Genomic DNA, 17,144 nt, shown 5'->3' with positions numbered 1-17,144 from the left:
CCTAAAATGAATATGATGATTTGATCATAAGCAAATGAGCGCTATGTCAAAAACTTACCAACTACCCCGCCTCGCTAACTTTAAAGACTATTTGACAATTTAACAATAATACAATGTGTATCTTTGAATAGTGAACGTTAGAGATTTAATTAATAGATTTAAAACCGACCAACGAGTTCTTGCTATCGCAAAATCGCTGAACAACAGCAAGAGCAAAACTCAAATCAAGGGATTGGTGGGTTCTTCTGATGCCGTAATTGCACTTACAACCTATTTTCTACAGCATAAACCGCAACTTTTCGTATTACCCAATAGAGAAGAAGCTGCTTATTTTTCTTCTGACCTTGAAAGTATTTTGGGCAAGGAGATTTTACTATTCCCTTCCTCATTCCGCAAACCTTTTGAGTTCACACAGGTAGATACATCTAATGTGTTGGCCCGTGCCGAAGTGCTAAACGAACTTAACCACCAATCGGAATACGGACAAATTGTAGTAACCTACCCTGAAGCTTTGGCCGAAAAGGTAATTGATCGCAGCGTATTGGAGAAAAACACCTTGGAAATTACGGTAGGTGCCACGCTTGGAATAGATTTCATCAATGAATTTTTGTTCGAATACGACTTTGAGCGTTCAGAATTTGTTTATGAACCTGGACAATTCTCTATCAGAGGTGGTATTGTCGATATTTTTTCTTTTTCTCACGACCTCCCCTACCGTATCGAGTTTTTTGGCGATACTGTAGAAAGCATCAGAACTTTCGAAATTGAAAGCCAACTATCGGTAGATGATGTAAAAACACTGACCATTGTCCCTAATGTGCAAGCCAAGTTCCTTACCGAGAACAATATTAGTTTGCTAGATTATATTGAAAAAGATACTCAACTTTGGTTTAAAGATGTGGCTTTTGCGCTTGATGTAGTGAAAACAGGCTACAAAAAAGCCACCGAACTTTGGAAAGCATTACCAGCAACGGAGAAACAACAAAATCCGAATTGGTTAGACCCTAAGTTTGCCTTTTCAGACGAAAAAATGCTTTCAGACCTACTGCATGATTTCACCCTTGTGGAATTTGGAAAGCAGTTTTTCTACCAGACGGATGATGTTTTTAACTTCGACACCAAACCGCAGCCTTCTTTCAACAAAGATTTCAATCTGCTTATCCACAACTTCAAGGAGAACGAAAAGCAGGGCGTTAATAATTTCATTTTCACCAATTCGGCCAAACAGGTAGAGCGTTTATATGCCATTTTAGATGACATTGATAAAAGCGTAAAATTTATTCCCATCCATATTCCTTTACGTGAAGGCTTTGTTGATTTTACGCAAAAGGTAGCTTTTTATACCGACCACCAGATTTTTGACCGTTTCTACAAATACCAGTTAAAGAAAGGCTATCAACGTAGCCAAGCCATTACCTTAAAAGAGCTAAGGGATTTAAAACCTGGTGATTTTGTAACGCATATAGACCATGGTATTGGGAAATATGCGGGTTTAGAAAAGGTAGAAACCAACGGCAAAATGCAGGAAATGATCCGTTTGGTTTATGCAGACAATGATTTGCTATACGTGAACATCAACTCCCTAAATCGTATTGCTAAATACAGCGGTAAGGATGGCACGCCACCCAAAATGAATAAACTAGGCACTGAAGCCTGGGACAAGCTAAAAAAAAGCACTAAAAAAAAAGTTAAGGACATAGCCCGCGACCTTATTAAGCTTTATGCCTTGCGTAAAGCACAAGCAGGTACTGCATTTGCTCCTGATAGTTATTTAGATACCGAGCTGGAGGCCTCTTTCATTTACGAAGATACTCCCGACCAGATGAAGGCCACCAACGATGTAAAAAAGGATATGGAGGCCCCTCACCCCATGGATCGCTTGGTTTGTGGCGACGTTGGCTTTGGCAAAACCGAAGTGGCACTTCGTGCAGCTTTCAAAGCCGTTGCTAACGGAAAACAAGTAGCCGTTTTAGTACCTACCACCATTTTAGCCTTACAACATTTCAAGACGTTTTCTTCGAGGTTGAAGGATTTTCCTTGTACGGTAGATTATATCAATCGTTTTAAAACCTCCAAACAAGTTAAAGAAAGCTTGGAAAAATTAGCTCAAGGCAAAATAGACATCATTATTGGAACCCACCGTCTTTTAAGCAAGGATGTAAAGTTTAAAGACTTGGGTTTAATGGTAATAGATGAGGAGCAGAAATTTGGCGTAGCCGCGAAGGAAAAATTACGTGCCTTACGTGTAAGTGTAGATACGCTAACCTTAACGGCCACACCAATTCCACGTACCCTGCATTTCTCGTTGATGGGTGCTCGAGATTTGTCCATCATCAATACACCACCACCAAACAGACAATCGGTAACGACCGAATTGCATGTTTTTAATGATAAACTATTACAAGAAGCCATACAGTTTGAGTTAGACCGCGGTGGACAGGTTTTCTTTGTGCATAACCGAGTGCAGGATTTAAAACAATTGGCAGGCTTGATCCAAACCCTGGTACCAACGGCGCGTATTGGCATTGCCCATGGTCAGCTAGATGGTGATCAGTTGGAAGATGTAATGCTCGATTTCATTAACGGTGAGAAAGATGTTTTGGTGGCCACTACCATTATCGAAACGGGGTTGGATGTACCAAATGCCAACACGATTATCATTAACCATGCACACATGTTTGGATTAAGTGATTTGCACCAAATGCGTGGTCGTGTGGGTCGCTCCAACAAAAAAGCATTTTGTTATTTATTGAGCTTGCCTTTGTCGACATTAACAGATGAAGCCCGCAAACGCTTAAGTGCCATTGAAGAGTTTTCCGACCTAGGCAGCGGGTTCAACATCGCTATGCGTGATTTGGATATCCGTGGTAGTGGAAATTTATTAGGTGGTGAGCAAAGCGGTTTTATTGCTGAAATTGGGTTCGAGATGTATAACAAAATTTTGGATGAGGCGATTCAAGAGTTGAAAGACGATGAGTTCAAGGATTTATTTAAAGATCAGCCCGAACGTCCTTACGTGAGTTTTACGCAAGTAGATACCGATGTGGAAATGCATATTCCAGACAGCTATGTCACCAATATTACCGAGCGCTACAACCTGTATACAGAAATATCCAAACTGGAAACCGAACAACAAATCAGCCATTTCGAGAAACGTTTACGAGATCGATTTGGTCCCGTGCCTTCACAGGTATTGGCGATGCTAAAAGTAGTGCGCCTACAATGGATTGCTAAAACTTTAGGTTTTGAAAAGGTAAGTTATAAGAAAAACATCCTGCGTGGTTATTTTGTGAGTGATAAGCAATCAAAGTTCTTCGATTCGGAAACCTTTAACCGTGTATTGGCTTTCGCACAATTACATCCTCGTTTATGTAACCTTAAGGAAGTAAAGGATAGCTTGCGCATTTCATTCGACAACATCAACAATATTGATGAAGCGATAGAAATGTTGGAATTGATTTGATCCATTGGAGCTTTTAAAATCCCCTCTCCTTGAGAAGGGACATTTTTTTGATATAGCAAGGGGGAATCTACTAGTCTAAAAATAGATTCTTTACTATGTTCAGCATGACAAATAGCATTACAATTGTTGCCTTGCCTTAATGGCCAGGTATCTATTGACCACATTAACGGTTAGATTTTGTGGTGCGGTGAGTAGTGTCAAAATACCATGCTTGCTTAACTCTTTTACCATTAAACGTTTTTCGTAAGCAAATTTTTCGGCAATGGTTTTAATATAAATACCTTCCACATCTTTGGCCTGTTCATCGCTCAAAGTTCTAAGCGTGGTATTTTCAAAAAACACCACCAACAATAAGTGATATTTAGCAATTCGTTTAAGGTAAGGCAACTGTCTTTCTAACGCCGACATGCTTTCGAAGTTAGTGAAGAAAACGACCAAACTGCGTTGTTTTAAAGCCGAACGTAAGCTTACAAAAAGTGCTTCCATATCTGTTTCCAAATAACGGGTTTTCTCCTTGTACAGCACTTCCATTATTTTATTCAACTGTGTTGGACGCTTATCTGCCAATACCACATTTTTGGTCTTCTCGGCAATCGTAATCAACCCCGCCTTATCTTGTTTAATTAAAGCTACGCTCGATAAAATCAAACTGGCATTGATGGCATAATCCAACAAACTCATTCCTTCAAAAGGCATTTTCATGGCCCTAGATTTGTCGATGACGCAATAGATATGTTGCGAACGTTCTTCTGTGTAAGTATTCACCATAAAATCGGCCCTACGAGCTGTTGCTTTCCAGTTGATGGTCCTAAAATCATCACCAGCTACATAGTTCTTCACTTGGTCAAACTCCATGCTATGCCCAACCCTTCTAATTTTCTTAATCCCAACATCGGTTAAACGGTTGGAAATGGCCATCAGTTCATATTCTCTGAGTTTGAGGAAAGAAGGATATACAGGCACCATTTCCTTACCAGCCACATTAAACCTTCTACTCACTAAGCCCAATGGCGATTTCACAAACAGACGGGTAAAACCGAAATCGTATTGGCCACGTTTGGTGGGTCGTAAAAAGTAATTGATGATTTTTTGCTCCCTCGATTTCAAGGTGGTGTTAAACCATAAGTCTCGCTTTTGAAACTGGAAAGGAATTTCATCAATAATTCCAATAGCTACCTGAAAAGGATAGAAATTTTCGAGATAGATTTTAAGTTCGTTGTCGTCACCGTTACTTAATCTTTCTGGCACATCCCTTCTTAAAAAGACTGCTTTTTTTGACGAATGAAGTAAATAAATATCAATTAAAATCAATAATAGTAAAACGCCAAAAGCGATGTAAGGCAAATCACCCAAGATGGGTAAAAAGAAGGCAAACAGAAACATGGCCGAGCAAATGCCCAGCGCGATGAAAAGCCTGTTTTCTAAAAACAGATCGGTATAGAGTTTTCTAAATAGTTTTTTCATGTTCCTGCTTTAAGCCCTAAGCTTGCCGCTTACCTCGGCACTTCTATCTTTTTAATAATTTGGGCAATGATATCTGCCGTCGTTAGCCCTTCCATTTCTTTTTCTGGGCTCAACATCACCCTATGTGCCAATACTGGCGTCGCTACCTTTACAATATCATCTGGTGTTACAAAATCTCTACCCGCCATGGCTGCGATGGCTTTAGCACTATTGATCATTGCTAGAGAAGCTCTTGGCGATGCCCCTAAATACAAGGACTTGTTCTCACGGGTTTCATGCACAATTTGCGCCGCGTAGGCCAACAGCTTAGGTTCTACAAACAACGATTTGATCACTGCTCGCAAAGCCATAATCTGCTTCACATCCAACACTGGTTTAACATCTTCTAACTGGTGCTGGGTATCTTGCTGATGCTGTTGGGTCAAAATCTCAATTTCTTCTTCTAATGTGGGATATTTGATTTCGATCTTGAACAGAAAGCGGTCCAATTGAGCCTCTGGCAAACGATATGTTCCTTCTTGCTCCACTGGATTTTGTGTGGCCAATACCATAAATGGCTCCGCTAGTTTGTAGGTATGCCCGTCTACCGTAACCTGGCGCTCTTCCATGGCTTCAAACAAGGCCGATTGGGTTTTTGCGGGTGCTCGGTTGATCTCATCCACTAAAATAATATTACCAAATATTGGACCTTGCCTAAATTGAAATTCCGCAGTTTTTGGACTAAACACTGCTGTACCCAATACGTCAGAAGGCATTAAGTCTGGTGTAAACTGTATACGAGAAAAAGTAGCATCAATACTTTTTGCCACTAATTTTGCACTTAAAGTTTTTGCTACACCAGGCACCCCCTCCAATAGCAAATGTCCGTTGGCCAACAAACCTGCAATGAGCAAATCGATGGTGTTTTGCTGACCCACAATTATCTTCGATAGTTGTAGCCTAATTTGTTCTACCGCTTGGCTCAATTGGCTTAAATCGGTACGTTGGTTAAACATCTCTTGTTCCATGTATGTTCATTTATAATCTTCACCCATTATAGCAGGCAAAGCTTTATTTGTCTAGTTTATAAAATTGTTCTATGAGTTGATTAAACGCAATGAGGTACTGGTCATTAATCTTATCCTTTTTATCTATTTGATTGAAAGCCAATATGTAATCTCTCAATTGCAAAATTAGCACTGGATCAACGCCAGTAATATTGGTCAAAGTCTCTATAAATTCCTGATCTAGGTCAGTGGTTTTTATTCTGTATTTATTTCTTAAGTACTCTAGGAAATAACTGATCTTTTTTTCGATGATATCGTGGTGATTTCGTTGTTGGTAATATACCCTACCTATGGTTTGTGCAAATTCTACCGAACTGTTTTTAAGCGGATCTAAAACTGGAATGATTCGCTGTCTGCGTTTCATTTCGTACAACACAAATATCACCAAACCAAATAGTGCCAAATAGTAAGCCCAACGCAGCGTTTCATAACTAAATAGCACACGCAATACCGATTGACTATTAACGACTGGCCTAGTGTAATACTCATCCCATATTAGTGTTTTATTTTGTGGCAAATAAGAAAATACCTTAGCCACATAATTTGCCCCATTTTCGTTCAATAAACTATAATTAGTAAACAATTGTGGGTTTGGGCATAGTAACAAGGCTCCCTTACCAAAACGATATTGGATAAGATTTGGATGTTCGTCATATTTTCTACCAAGCACCAACGCTTTAGTAGTATCTATACTACTAAAATACTGTGCTGCAATTCCCTTTTCAAAATAATAGTCCATATCTCGTTTTAAATATGGCGATGTAAAGTTGATAGGATATTTGGTTTTATTTTGCGCATCAAAATTAGAACCAAGTTGAACCTTAAGACTGTCGGCCAGCGCACCATCCATGTGAAAAGCCGCAATTAAAATATGATTGCCTGCCTCCATATATTCTCTCATGACCTTAAAATCTGGCTCGGATACATCTAGGTTTGAAGCAATAATCAAATAGTTAGAATTTCCTTGAGGAGGGGTTTTTAAGGTATTGTAGATATTCGTTTGATAAACTTTTTGCGCTGCTTTTGGGAATATCTCTTCTGCATGTTGGCGTAAGATATACGTCCCAAAAGGATTTTTATCTTCGGGCAAATAGGTAGTAGTCCAATTAACTTCCGCTGGCTTGGTATATTGCGCAATGAGGTATAGTACCAACAAAAGCCCTCCAAAAATCATATATCTTTTCAATCCGTTCATCTCAAGTCCTCATTAAATTGTTGAAAAGATTGTTGGATATGAGCAAAAGTAGCTTTGTCGACACTAAAATCACCGTACCAAATATATTCAAACTGATTGGTTAAGCTTACAAACGCTTCGTAACCTTTACCCTGCTTCTGTACTTCTTTTACATAAGCAAGATTTGTTTTATTTGGTAACCAATCAATGACACCTTTATCACTCAAATGCTTTAATGTTTGCAGATAAAGCAAGCGAACTGCAAGCCGGTAGTTCCCATTTTGAAGGGTGTTCTCAATTTCGTCATCAAAGCTAATTTCATGTATATTTTCTAGGCTTTCATCATAAGGCACTTCAATGGCTTTAGATTTACCAGCAAGCCATTTAAAATCTATGCCAGCTAATTTAAATATCACAAATACAATAATACCTATACAAACACCTATAGTTACATATTTTAAAACCGTAGGCCAAACAGATGCCTTTGAGCCTGTGATCTGTCTTTCTCCAAAAAGGCTATCTATCCAATCCCAAAAGCTTCGCCAAAACCTATCCCACCAACCAAGCTCTTTTGAGTCTTCCTCGCCATATTGAAACGCCTTTTCTGCCTTGTATTTTTGAATAGCTTCATTATCAAATTCACGGATTTGAGTTTTACTGCTGTCTAATTTCAAGGCAATAGTATCTTGAGTTGGCTTCCCAATCACAAATCGTGGATTCTTCTGCGCTAGCAAACCCATCGAAAAAAACAACAAAACAGTCAACAGCAATATGCGCATACTAATAATCTTCGTCGGGGTGCGACACTGGAGCCGTTTCATTACCAAACGCTTCAATTCTACTCAACAAACCTTGACTTTCTTTTCGTTCAGCCAAATTAGCATAAATGAGAGCCATTGAGACCATTGGAATAATCATAAACACCTGCGACAGACTTTGTGAAATGGAAGTAAAAATCTGGTATCCTTTTAAAATCTGTAGATCTCCTCCAGAAAAAGCACTAATCATCATTAAAATGTAGGCCGGCGCATAAACAACCGTCATAAATATAGAGGTGATGATACCCACCACCAAAAGTGTTGCAAAAGTAGCCCACCAATTTTGTTTTACTAATGCAAAGGCACGTCCGAACGCCGTTCCAAAATCAGCATTCTCTAAAACCATGATCGCGAAAAAGATAGAAAACGCAGGGGTTACAAATACCCCTGGAATAAGACACGCCATTGCGCTGATGATCCAGAGCACATAAATGAGGATACAACTCCACATTACCCTAAAAAAATAATACTTAAAGTAACTCCACACTTCTTCTACTGTTGGCGCTACATTACCTTTGGCAATATACAGAGCAATAAAACTGAGTACAGCGGTATACATCGCCGTATAGTTAAGTACCGAAAATACAATGACCAAGAGGTAACGCCAACTTGCCATATAGCTCCAAACTCCAAACCCGTCATAATTTCCAGCTTGGATATTCTCTCTTACATCTGTCATATGCAACTGCATAAAAATGTTAGAAATCAATCCACCTAAGATGAAAATGCCGCAGAGAGAGAAGAATGTTTTTAATAAAGGCTTCATATTCTGCTTGATAAACAAGAGCGTTCCAGAAATTATTCCTTCAAACTCTCTTATTTTCCTAAATTCTATATGCTCTTTCATTATAAATGATTTGAATTTTCTTGCGTTTGTATCGTTAATTTTCTAGCTAATTGATGTGGATAAATGACGATATACCAAACCATAAATACTAATGAAGTTGTTAGTATCGAGACACTTAACCAAATAGGCATTCCAGTATGTCGTGTAACAAAACCTTCTACAAATGCCGCTAGCAAAATAATTGGGACAATGCCTACGGCTATTTTGGTCGCATCTTTTCCACTTCTTTTAAAAGCCTGTAAACGGGTATAGGTTTTGGGAAAAAGCAGGCCGTGCCCCAGTACCAAACCCGCTCCACCAACAACAACAATCGATAATATTTCTAAAGTACCATGTATCCAGATAACCAAAATAGATTCTGCACCCAATCCCTTACTGAAAAAGTAGTATTGAAAAGCACCCAACATTACGCCGTTACGCAACAGGTAAAACACTGGACCGATAGAAAACAGCACGCCGCTAACAAACATGACGAAGGATACGAAAATGTTATTCACAGCAATTTCAAAAAACATCCTGAACTCGTTTGTTTGCTTATATACACCAAAAGGATCTCCTTTAGCAATATTCTCGTTGGTCATATCCACATACCTATCACTGGTAACCAACCTGATCATCCTGTCATCATATTTTGCAGACAGTACACCAATGCTTACCGCCAACACAAAAAAAATAAATGAGTAGAGAATTTGCTTACGATAGGTATAAAAAAACAAGGGCAATTCGAATTTCCAATAACTAAAAAACCTCCCTTTTTCTTCTTTTTTATTCTTGTAAATTGCTTGGTGCAGCACAGATGCCAAACCGTTTAGATAAGCCGTAGTTTTAGACTTCGGATAAAAAGTCTTCGCATAGGCCAAATCGTTGGTGATGTCAACAAAACGCTGGGCAAGTTCATCGGGACTATCTGTGACTAGCGCCTCGTAGTTCTTCCATTTTTCAGCATTTTGCTTAACAAAGAGCGCTTCTTTCATAGCTAATTTCTGGTTCAATAGATAATTGCTCTTAAAATAAAACAAAAAATATTGATAACCATATAGGCAATCGTTTTTTTACAACTTTAACTTTCTTAAACTACTTACAAAAGTGAGTACAATTTATTTTTGTAGATTTTTTGGTTAAAAATTTATATTTGAGGTAATGGAAACCATCAAAATTAACACTAGCCAACACATCGAAATAGATTATCCAGTAGCAGGTTTAGGAGAACGAGTGGCAGCCTATCTCATAGATTTCGGCATGTTCCTTATCATCTATTTTTTTGCACTGATTGCTCTTGCCATTACAGGATTAGAAAATAGCCTTAACAACAGCACCATGGTTATTCTGATTGTTATATTTGGAATTTGCTATGTCTTTTACGACTTGCTATGTGAAGTCGCATTTAATGGCCAAAGCCTAGGCAAAAAACTGTTAAAAATAAAGGTCGTGAGTTTAGACGGCGGACAAGCCAGTATCGGGCAATACTTTATGCGCTGGGTATTTAGAATTGTTGATTTTTCGCTGACCGCTAATTTACTGGGATTCATCAGCGTGGCTGTTTCTGACAAAAAACAACGTATTGGCGATATTGTTGCGGGCACAACACTTATTAAAACCACTCCTGCAACTAAAATGCAACACATTGCATTTCATCCAGTAGAAGATGAGGAGTATACGGCTACCTTTGAAAATGTTACCATACTAAACGATAGAGATATAGAACTTATTCATGAAGTAGTTCAAACTTATTATATCACTCGAAACGCTCAGTTAATTTATCAAATGGCTGCAAAAGTTTCCGGGCACTTAGGGGCAACTATTCCAGAAGGAATGAATGAAATGCAATTTTTAAAGACTATTTCAGCCGATTATATTTATCTGACCTCTAGAGCAGTTTAAAAAAAGAACTAGCATAACAACTCATTAAATAAGCAACGGGAGGACTTCATCAGCTAAATCTTTTCCAAAAGTTTTTCGGCGATTTGTTTCGCCCATTCCGCATACATTTTACCCGATGGGTGTAAACCATCAGACGCAATTAGTGTTTGCTTTTTCAAGGCTTGTCTAGAGCCGGGTGTAATATCCACGTAGGTAACTTGTTTAGCTTCGGTTTCTTGTCTATTGATTTCGTTAAAAGCATCTATTTCATTGCTGATGCTTTTTAAGTCTCGACCACTTTGTTTCGCAAACTCAGTTACGCCCCAATCTGGAATGGAAACGACATACACATTAGCCCTATTTCCACCTGCAAAACCTATAGCCATTTCGAGTAGTTCAGCAAACTCCTTGCGATAAGTATCTTGTGAGTAACCTCTGTACTGATTATTGACACCAATCAACAAGGTCACCAAATCAAAGTTATCGGCAAGCTGTTCCTGTTGTATAGCATGACGCAGTTCATCAGTAGTCCACCCTGTTTTTGCAATAATTTTAGGTGCGGCAAAATCAAACTGCTTCGCTTTTAAAAGCTCCACTAGTTGGTAGGGAAAAGATTCATTTGCTTCTACTGCTTCGCCTATGGTATATGAATCGCCAAGTGCCAAATAAGAAAGTGTTGCCATGCTAATTGTTTAGTGAATATGCTGAAACAGCATCTTGTAAATATAATTGAAGAAGATGAAAAAGCCCGTAACAAAATACATCACCTTAAGAGCCAAAGCATTTTGATTAAGTTTCAGCAACCACGTGCAAGCTGCAGCAAAGAAACAAATTAATAAAGGTACCGTTGGCGGGTAAAGTTTAAAGCTCAGTGAAAAATCGCCTTGCAACAGTGCCAACACCGAACGTTGAAAACCACAGCCTGGACAATCAATCCCAAACAGATATTTAAAAGGACAGGGCAGTAAAAAAAAGTCCGCCTTGCCTAAAAGTAGCAACGCGGACTGATATAAATTTAAAAAAAACAAGTTTCTTAAGGTTGGTTAAATGGCGGATTGTTCGGATTACCGAATTGATTATTGCCAAAGCCTCCTTGCTGTGCTTCAGCCGCTGATGGACCTAGATATTTAGCACTTCCAAATCCTAAGATTGGCCAAAAAATGAAACCTAACAAAACCAAGCCAACAGTAAATCCTTCTTCTTTGCCAAAGCTTTTGCTCATCAGGTTAATCAACCAAATAGAAAAAACGATATTCACACAAGGAATGATACACCATAACAACCAAATACTTGGCTTACCTACAATCTCAATCATAATATAAATATTATAGATTGGGATGATGGCAGCCCAGCCTGGTTTGCCAGCTTTTTCAAAGGTTTTCCACATACCAGCTATTGCTACAATGAGAATTGCCAAATAAATAAAGAAGAAAGTTGCACCAATACCCGCCAAGATACCGATGCCTCCAGAAGAGTAATCAGATGAGTAATCCATGTTTTTAGCTTTTAATTTTAGTTAAGATAAAGATAGGACTTATGCCTAAAAATCAAAATCTTAACTAAAGTTTTTTCGAATACTATTTCAATTGCATTCCAAAAAGCTTGGCAATATGGTTTTTCAATTTTTCTTTTACCTCGTCCATATCCAGCACCATTCCTAGTTCACGCTGCATAGAAGTAACGTCCTTGTCATCAATTCCACAAGGAACAATATTTTTAAAATAATCCAGATCAGTATTTACGTTAAAGGCAAAGCCGTGCATGGTTACCCAACGGCTACAACGTACTCCCATGGCACATATTTTACGAGCCTTTTCATTATCTGCATCCAGCCAAACACCTGTATAGCCTTCATACCTACCTGCCGCAATGCCATAATCGGCCAAAGTCAAAATAATAGCCTCTTCCAAAGTTCGCAGGTAAAGATGGATATCGGTAAAGAAATTATCTAAATCTAATATCGGATAGCCTACAATCTGCCCAGGGCCATGATACGTTATATCACCGCCGCGGTTAATTTTATAGTAGGTAGCCTCTTTTTCTTTTAGTCCCTGATCGTCTAGCAATAAATTTTCTAGATGGCCACTTTTTCCGAGTGTGTATACGTGTGGATGCTCACAAAAAACGAGATAGTTCGGTGTTGGCTCCTGGGTATTTTCCGTACGATTTTTCACTTTTAGGGCAACGGTTTGTTCAAAAATTTGCTCTTGTTTATCCCAAGCTTTTTGATAATCTGTTAAACCCCAATCAATAAATTTTACTTCCTTGTTCATATCTTCCTTACCCAATCACATAACCCAGCATGTAGCCGTCATCTGTCTTAAAATAATTTACATTGAGCTCTTTTACTCCTTTTGGTAAGTCAACCACCGCGGTAAGCTCTCCTTCGTCTCTTAATTTAAAAGGCTTGATGTGTATGTCACGTTTAAACTCTAATTCCTTTCGCCCATGCCATTTGTAGATGGCCTCTTTGGCACACCAACAAACGTAAAGTCCATGAATATTGTCGCCAATTTGTTTTTGTGCCAATTCTACATCTGATAGGAATTTATGCCTGATCAATTTGATTTTATGCTTGATTATTTCCATATCCAACCCAACCTTCTTTTGCGGGTCTCTACTGATCATTACTGCTGCATAGTCATAAGAATGGCTTAACGAGATGTGATAATCGTAGTTTACCAAGTAAGGTTTCCCTTGGTCATCCATTTGGCAATCGATATACTCCTTGGTATCCAGCATGGTTCTAAGCAGTAAACGCGTACTTAGCCACTGTAGCGCCCTCTTGTCGCTCTTAAAAGAATCGATAATTTCAAGTTCGTGCTGTTTAAGTTGTAGACCTGCCATCAATTGATCATGGCTTTCTTCAATTTTCCATACGGCGAGTTCGGTATGGGCATCAATTTTTAAATCAAAAACTACGGGCATCCTCTATTTAGAAAATCAATACAAAAGTATCTTAAATTAATCATAATTTAGACCAAAAAACTTTAAAAATGATATTATCAGACAAACGGATACTTGAGGAGATAGACAAAGGCACCATTATTATAGAACCCTTTAAGCCAGAATGTTTGGGCACCAATTCATACGATGTGCATTTGGGAAAGTATTTGGCAACTTACAAGGACCGTGTATTAGATGCAAAAGCTCACAATAAAATAGAACATTTTGAAATACCAAAGGAAGGTTTTGTACTTCAACCAGGAACTTTATACCTAGGCGTAACCGTAGAATACACAGAAACTCATGGCCATGTCCCTTTTTTAGAAGGGAAAAGCAGCACTGGCCGTTTAGGTATTGACATACATGCCACCGCTGGAAAGGGAGATGTTGGCTTTTGCAATACCTGGACTTTAGAGATTTCGTGTGTACAACCCGTAAGAATTTACGCAGGCATGCCAATTGGCCAACTCATTTACTTTGTAGTTGAAGGGCAAATAGAAAAGATGTACAACACTAAAGACAATGCGAAATACAGCAATAAAACCACTCGCCCAGTAGAAAGCATGATGTGGAAAAATAATTTCTAGTCACCTTTTGAACCTTGTAACTAAAATAATAGTCTATAGTTTGTTACAAGGTTAGCTTTTTTGTATCTTGACTTACGATAAACCTCAATAAATCAACCCAAAAGAGGAAGCTTTAACACAAATGAACCACTATAGCGTAAGGAAGCTTTTCATAGGTTTCTTTGCCATTAAAATGAAAATACTCCAATGAAAATTAAATTCCTAACGCTGGGCGTTGCTCTTTTAAGCATCATTAGCGCGTCTTCTCTTTGGGCACAAGACGCCAATTTGAGCAGTTTCCTTAAAAAATTAGACGAATCCACGAACAAGCAAGCACAAGAAAAGGTATACTTACACTTAGACAAGCCTTATTATGCCGTGGGCGATGACATCTGGTTTAAGGCTTATACCATTAATGCAAAGACTGGACTACCTTCGACCATCAGCGGGCTGTTGTATGTTGAGCTGGTCAACGAAAAAGATTCAGTAACCAAGCAACTGAAGCTGCCCATGAAGAGCGGCATTACTTGGGGAGATTTTAAGCTAATCGATTCATTGAGCGAAGGCAACTATCGTATCAGGGCATATACGCAATGGATGAGAAACGCTGGACCAGAGTTCTATTTCGACAAAACCATCAAGATAGGAAATTCGTGGGCAAACAAGGTATTCACCAAATCAAGCAATGTACTTAGCACAGAAAACAACCAGCAAAAAATAAGTACGACCATACAGTTTACAGATAAACAAAATTCACCCTATACCAACTGTCAAGTAAACTACGAAGTAAAGCTTGGTCAAAAAACAATTGAGAGAGGCAAAGGTGTGACCAATAACCAAGGTGAAATTACCATTGAAGCGACGAACAAACAACCAGATGCTTTAAAAAGTGGTTCTATTATAGCCAACATTACCTTACCTAACAAACAGATAATTGCTAAAGAAATTCCATTGAAAACGACTTCTAAGGAGTTTGATGTACAGTTTTTCCCTGAGGGAGGTAAATTGGTAGAAAACCTACCTAACAAAGTAGGTATTAAAGCCATCAATAGCAGTGGTTTGGGCGAAAGCGCAAAGGGAGTGATTATTACCAATGATGGCACAGAGATATCTCAATTCGAAACCAATAAATTAGGAATGGGATCTTTTTTCCTTAACCCCGTTGCAGGGCAGACTTATAAAGCAATGCTTAGCTTCCCCGATGGCACTAAAAAGACCGTAAACCTTCCTGCAGCAGAAAAAAGTGGCTTAGTACTTTCAGTATCTAATACTGATAGCACAAAAATATCGATCAAAGTTTATATTTCTGAAGATTTGATCGCCAAAGAAGAATATAATCTCATTGCACAACATAATGGTGCCACCTATTTTTCAGCCAAAATTGCTTCCAGCAAACAGGTGGTTGCGCTTACCGTTCCTAAAGACAGCTTACCTTCTGGAATTGTACAAATCTCCTTATTATCTTCTACGTTTGCACCGCTAAATGAGCGTATTGTATTCGTTAACAATTTAAAAGATAAAATTGAAATTACGCCAGAGACTTTAAAACCAAGTTACGGCAAACGAGCAAAAGTAGATTTGTCTGTAGCAGCTACCAATGACAATAAGCCTGTGCAAGGAAGTTTTTCGGTAGCGGTAACCAATACGTCAGCGGTTAAACCCGATCCAGAAAATGAGACCAACATCCTTACAAGGCTGCTACTTACTTCGGATTTAGTAGGCTACGTAGAAAAACCGAATTATTATTTCCTCAACAATGATAGAAATACCCGCTATGATTTAGACAACCTTTTGCTTACACAGGGCTGGAGAAAAATCAATTGGAAGCAAGTGGTAGATGGTACAGAGCCAGTTGCTAAATATCCTGTAGAAAAAAGATTGCAAATTAGCGGAACGGTTACCAAAGGAGGAAAACCAGTAGTTAAGGGAAAAGTTTCTTTAGTATCTTTTTCTGGGGGTTTCTTTATGACGGACACCTTGACCGATGACAAAGGTCGTTTCAATTTTGATAAGATAGAATTTTTGGACAGCACCAAATTCGTAGTACAGGCCAGAACCGACAAAGACAAAAAATATGTTGAGATTGTAATGGATGTAGTTCCAGGTCAAGTGACCACTAAGAATCCAAATACAGGAGACATTGAAGTAAACGTCAACCAATCGTTAGCTGCGTATTTGCAGGAAAGCGGGAAATACTTTGACGACCAAACCAAAAGAGGGTTATTGAACAGAACTATTTTGTTAGATGAAGTAACGATTGTAGAGAAACGTAAACCTTCTCACAACTCCTCTAATTTAGGCGGGGCAGGCAATGCAGATGCCGTAATTACCGCAAAAGAATTGGAAACCGCTTTTTCGCTTTCTCAGTATCTGCAAGGACGAATAGCTGGAGTACAAATTAGAAATGGGCAAGCATTCGCTCGTGGCAGCCAATCCCCAATGGCTGTTATTGTTGACGGAATGAACCTAGGAGGAGAAGACTTTAACCTAGATGACATCGTAGTTCAGGACATTGAAACCGTAGAGATTTTAAAAAGTGCAGCCACTACGGCTATTTATGGTATGCAAGGTGGTTCAGGCGTAATTGTGATCAACACCAAACGTGGTGACGGCCTAAGATCGACCAATACTTACACCCCAGGTTTAATTAATTTTTCTCCAAAAGGATATGCGGTAGTAAGGGAGTTTTATTCTCCAAAATACGATGTAAAACCAGATAGCAGACCTGATTTAAGAACCACCGTTTTCTGGGAACCTCAAATGGCAAGTGACGTCAATGGAAAGGCTAAAGTAAGCTATTTCAATACCGATGTACCGGGAGTTTACCGTATTGTGATTGAAGGCATAGATATTAATGGAAGCTTGGCCAGAAAAGTACTGACCTACGAAGTAAAATAATTTTATGCTTGCATAATAAATTCGAACCTCTTAGCTTTATAAAAATATAAATGTAAAGCTAA

General features: G+C 38.7%; 15 protein-coding genes. 4 read left to right on the top strand and 11 right to left on the bottom strand.

Translation table 11 applies throughout. The annotated features are described in order from the left end of the window. Positions 1-130: 130 nt before the first annotated feature. A complete protein-coding gene (mfd, locus tag DUT70_RS13545) occupies positions 131-3,463 on the top strand; it encodes a transcription-repair coupling factor (RefSeq protein ID WP_113647883.1) in 3,333 nt (1,110 codons plus the stop codon). Between the two features lie 117 nt (positions 3,464-3,580). Here the strand turns inward: mfd and DUT70_RS13540 are convergent, their stop codons facing one another. The 6 genes from DUT70_RS13540 to DUT70_RS13515 all read right to left on the bottom strand — a co-directional run bounded on the left by DUT70_RS13540 (position 3,581) and on the right by DUT70_RS13515 (position 9,786). Continuing rightward, the gene (locus DUT70_RS13540; protein WP_113647882.1) at positions 3,581-4,927 is read right to left on the bottom strand and encodes a DUF58 domain-containing protein; all 1,347 of its coding nucleotides are present in this window, start codon (positions 4,925-4,927) and stop codon (positions 3,581-3,583) included. Between the two features lie 29 nt (positions 4,928-4,956). Continuing rightward, positions 4,957-5,934: an AAA family ATPase gene (locus DUT70_RS13535; protein ID WP_113647881.1), complete on the bottom strand. Its 978-nt coding sequence runs from the start codon at positions 5,932-5,934 to the stop codon at positions 4,957-4,959. A 43-nt stretch (positions 5,935-5,977) separates the two neighbouring features. After that, on the bottom strand, positions 5,978-7,168 hold the full coding sequence (locus tag DUT70_RS13530; protein ID WP_113647880.1) for a DUF4350 domain-containing protein: 1,191 nt from the start codon (positions 7,166-7,168) through the stop codon (positions 5,978-5,980). After that, the gene (locus DUT70_RS13525; RefSeq protein ID WP_162926627.1) at positions 7,165-7,821 is read right to left on the bottom strand and encodes a DUF4129 domain-containing protein; all 657 of its coding nucleotides are present in this window, start codon (positions 7,819-7,821) and stop codon (positions 7,165-7,167) included. The genes DUT70_RS13530 and DUT70_RS13525 overlap by 4 nt, the downstream gene beginning before the upstream one ends. A gap of 106 nt (positions 7,822-7,927) precedes the next feature. Next, positions 7,928-8,812, bottom strand: coding sequence for a hypothetical protein (locus tag DUT70_RS13520; RefSeq protein WP_113647878.1), 885 nt, complete (start codon positions 8,810-8,812; stop codon positions 7,928-7,930). Next, complete coding sequence (locus DUT70_RS13515) at positions 8,812-9,786, bottom strand: stage II sporulation protein M (protein ID WP_113647877.1); 975 nt, start codon at positions 9,784-9,786, stop codon at positions 8,812-8,814. The genes DUT70_RS13520 and DUT70_RS13515 overlap by 1 nt, the downstream gene beginning before the upstream one ends. 166 nt (positions 9,787-9,952) lie before the next feature. Here DUT70_RS13515 and DUT70_RS13510 point away from each other — a divergent pair, with 166 nt between their 5' ends. Beyond that, positions 9,953-10,693 (top strand): RDD family protein, encoded by a 741-nt coding sequence (locus DUT70_RS13510; RefSeq protein ID WP_113647876.1) that lies wholly within the window; start codon positions 9,953-9,955, stop codon positions 10,691-10,693. Positions 10,694-10,746: 53 nt separating this feature from the next. Here the strand turns inward: DUT70_RS13510 and DUT70_RS13505 are convergent, their stop codons facing one another. From DUT70_RS13505 to DUT70_RS13485, 5 genes are all read right to left on the bottom strand, one after another. Then, the gene (locus tag DUT70_RS13505) at positions 10,747-11,355 is read right to left on the bottom strand and encodes an SGNH/GDSL hydrolase family protein (RefSeq protein WP_113647875.1); all 609 of its coding nucleotides are present in this window, start codon (positions 11,353-11,355) and stop codon (positions 10,747-10,749) included. 9 nt (positions 11,356-11,364) lie between these two features. Beyond that, positions 11,365-11,670 (bottom strand): DUF2752 domain-containing protein, encoded by a 306-nt coding sequence (locus DUT70_RS21555; protein WP_162926626.1) that lies wholly within the window; start codon positions 11,668-11,670, stop codon positions 11,365-11,367. Positions 11,671-11,705: 35 nt separating this feature from the next. Beyond that, on the bottom strand, positions 11,706-12,167 hold the full coding sequence (locus tag DUT70_RS13495; RefSeq protein ID WP_113647873.1) for a DUF5684 domain-containing protein: 462 nt from the start codon (positions 12,165-12,167) through the stop codon (positions 11,706-11,708). An 82-nt stretch (positions 12,168-12,249) separates the two neighbouring features. Continuing rightward, entirely contained in the window at positions 12,250-12,945 is a 696-nt protein-coding gene (gene lipB, locus DUT70_RS13490) for a lipoyl(octanoyl) transferase LipB (protein WP_113648161.1), read from the bottom strand. A 7-nt stretch (positions 12,946-12,952) separates the two neighbouring features. Further along, entirely contained in the window at positions 12,953-13,600 is a 648-nt protein-coding gene (locus tag DUT70_RS13485; protein WP_113647872.1) for a 4'-phosphopantetheinyl transferase family protein, read from the bottom strand. A gap of 68 nt (positions 13,601-13,668) precedes the next feature. Between DUT70_RS13485 and dcd the strand changes: the two genes are divergently transcribed. Continuing rightward, positions 13,669-14,205, top strand: a complete 537-nt coding sequence (gene dcd / locus DUT70_RS13480) for a dCTP deaminase (RefSeq protein WP_113647871.1) — start codon at positions 13,669-13,671, stop codon at positions 14,203-14,205. A 186-nt stretch (positions 14,206-14,391) separates the two neighbouring features. After that, complete coding sequence (locus DUT70_RS13475; RefSeq protein WP_113647870.1) at positions 14,392-17,082, top strand: carboxypeptidase-like regulatory domain-containing protein; 2,691 nt, start codon at positions 14,392-14,394, stop codon at positions 17,080-17,082. Positions 17,083-17,144: the final 62 nt, after the last annotated feature.

Origin of the sequence: Pedobacter chitinilyticus (genome assembly GCF_003313385.1) — a bacterium.
GTDB classification, from domain to species: domain Bacteria; phylum Bacteroidota; class Bacteroidia; order Sphingobacteriales; family Sphingobacteriaceae; genus Pedobacter; species Pedobacter chitinilyticus.
The sequence above is the reverse complement of the archived record's forward strand: the minus strand, read 5'-3'. Positions and strand labels throughout refer to the sequence as shown.

Bases quoted from the DNA above. Each gene is read 5' to 3' on its own strand.
- DUT70_RS13540 (WP_113647882.1), bottom strand. From the start codon at position 4,927: ATGAAAAAACTATTTAGAAAACTCTATACCGATCTGTTTTTAGAAAAC.
- DUT70_RS13535 (WP_113647881.1), bottom strand. From the start codon at position 5,934: ATGGAACAAGAGATGTTTAACCAACGTACCGATTTAAGCCAATTGAGC.
- DUT70_RS13530 (WP_113647880.1), bottom strand. From the start codon at position 7,168: ATGAACGGATTGAAAAGATATATGATTTTTGGAGGGCTTTTGTTGGTA.
- DUT70_RS13520 (WP_113647878.1), bottom strand. From the start codon at position 8,812: ATGAAAGAGCATATAGAATTTAGGAAAATAAGAGAGTTTGAAGGAATA.
- DUT70_RS13515 (WP_113647877.1), bottom strand. From the start codon at position 9,786: ATGAAAGAAGCGCTCTTTGTTAAGCAAAATGCTGAAAAATGGAAGAAC.
- DUT70_RS13510 (WP_113647876.1), top strand. From the start codon at position 9,953: ATGGAAACCATCAAAATTAACACTAGCCAACACATCGAAATAGATTAT.
- DUT70_RS13505 (WP_113647875.1), bottom strand. From the start codon at position 11,355: ATGGCAACACTTTCTTATTTGGCACTTGGCGATTCATATACCATAGGC.
- DUT70_RS13495 (WP_113647873.1), bottom strand. From the start codon at position 12,167: ATGGATTACTCATCTGATTACTCTTCTGGAGGCATCGGTATCTTGGCG.
- lipB (WP_113648161.1), bottom strand. From the start codon at position 12,945: ATGAACAAGGAAGTAAAATTTATTGATTGGGGTTTAACAGATTATCAA.
- DUT70_RS13485 (WP_113647872.1), bottom strand. From the start codon at position 13,600: ATGCCCGTAGTTTTTGATTTAAAAATTGATGCCCATACCGAACTCGCC.
- dcd (WP_113647871.1), top strand. From the start codon at position 13,669: ATGATATTATCAGACAAACGGATACTTGAGGAGATAGACAAAGGCACC.
- DUT70_RS13475 (WP_113647870.1), top strand. From the start codon at position 14,392: ATGAAAATTAAATTCCTAACGCTGGGCGTTGCTCTTTTAAGCATCATT.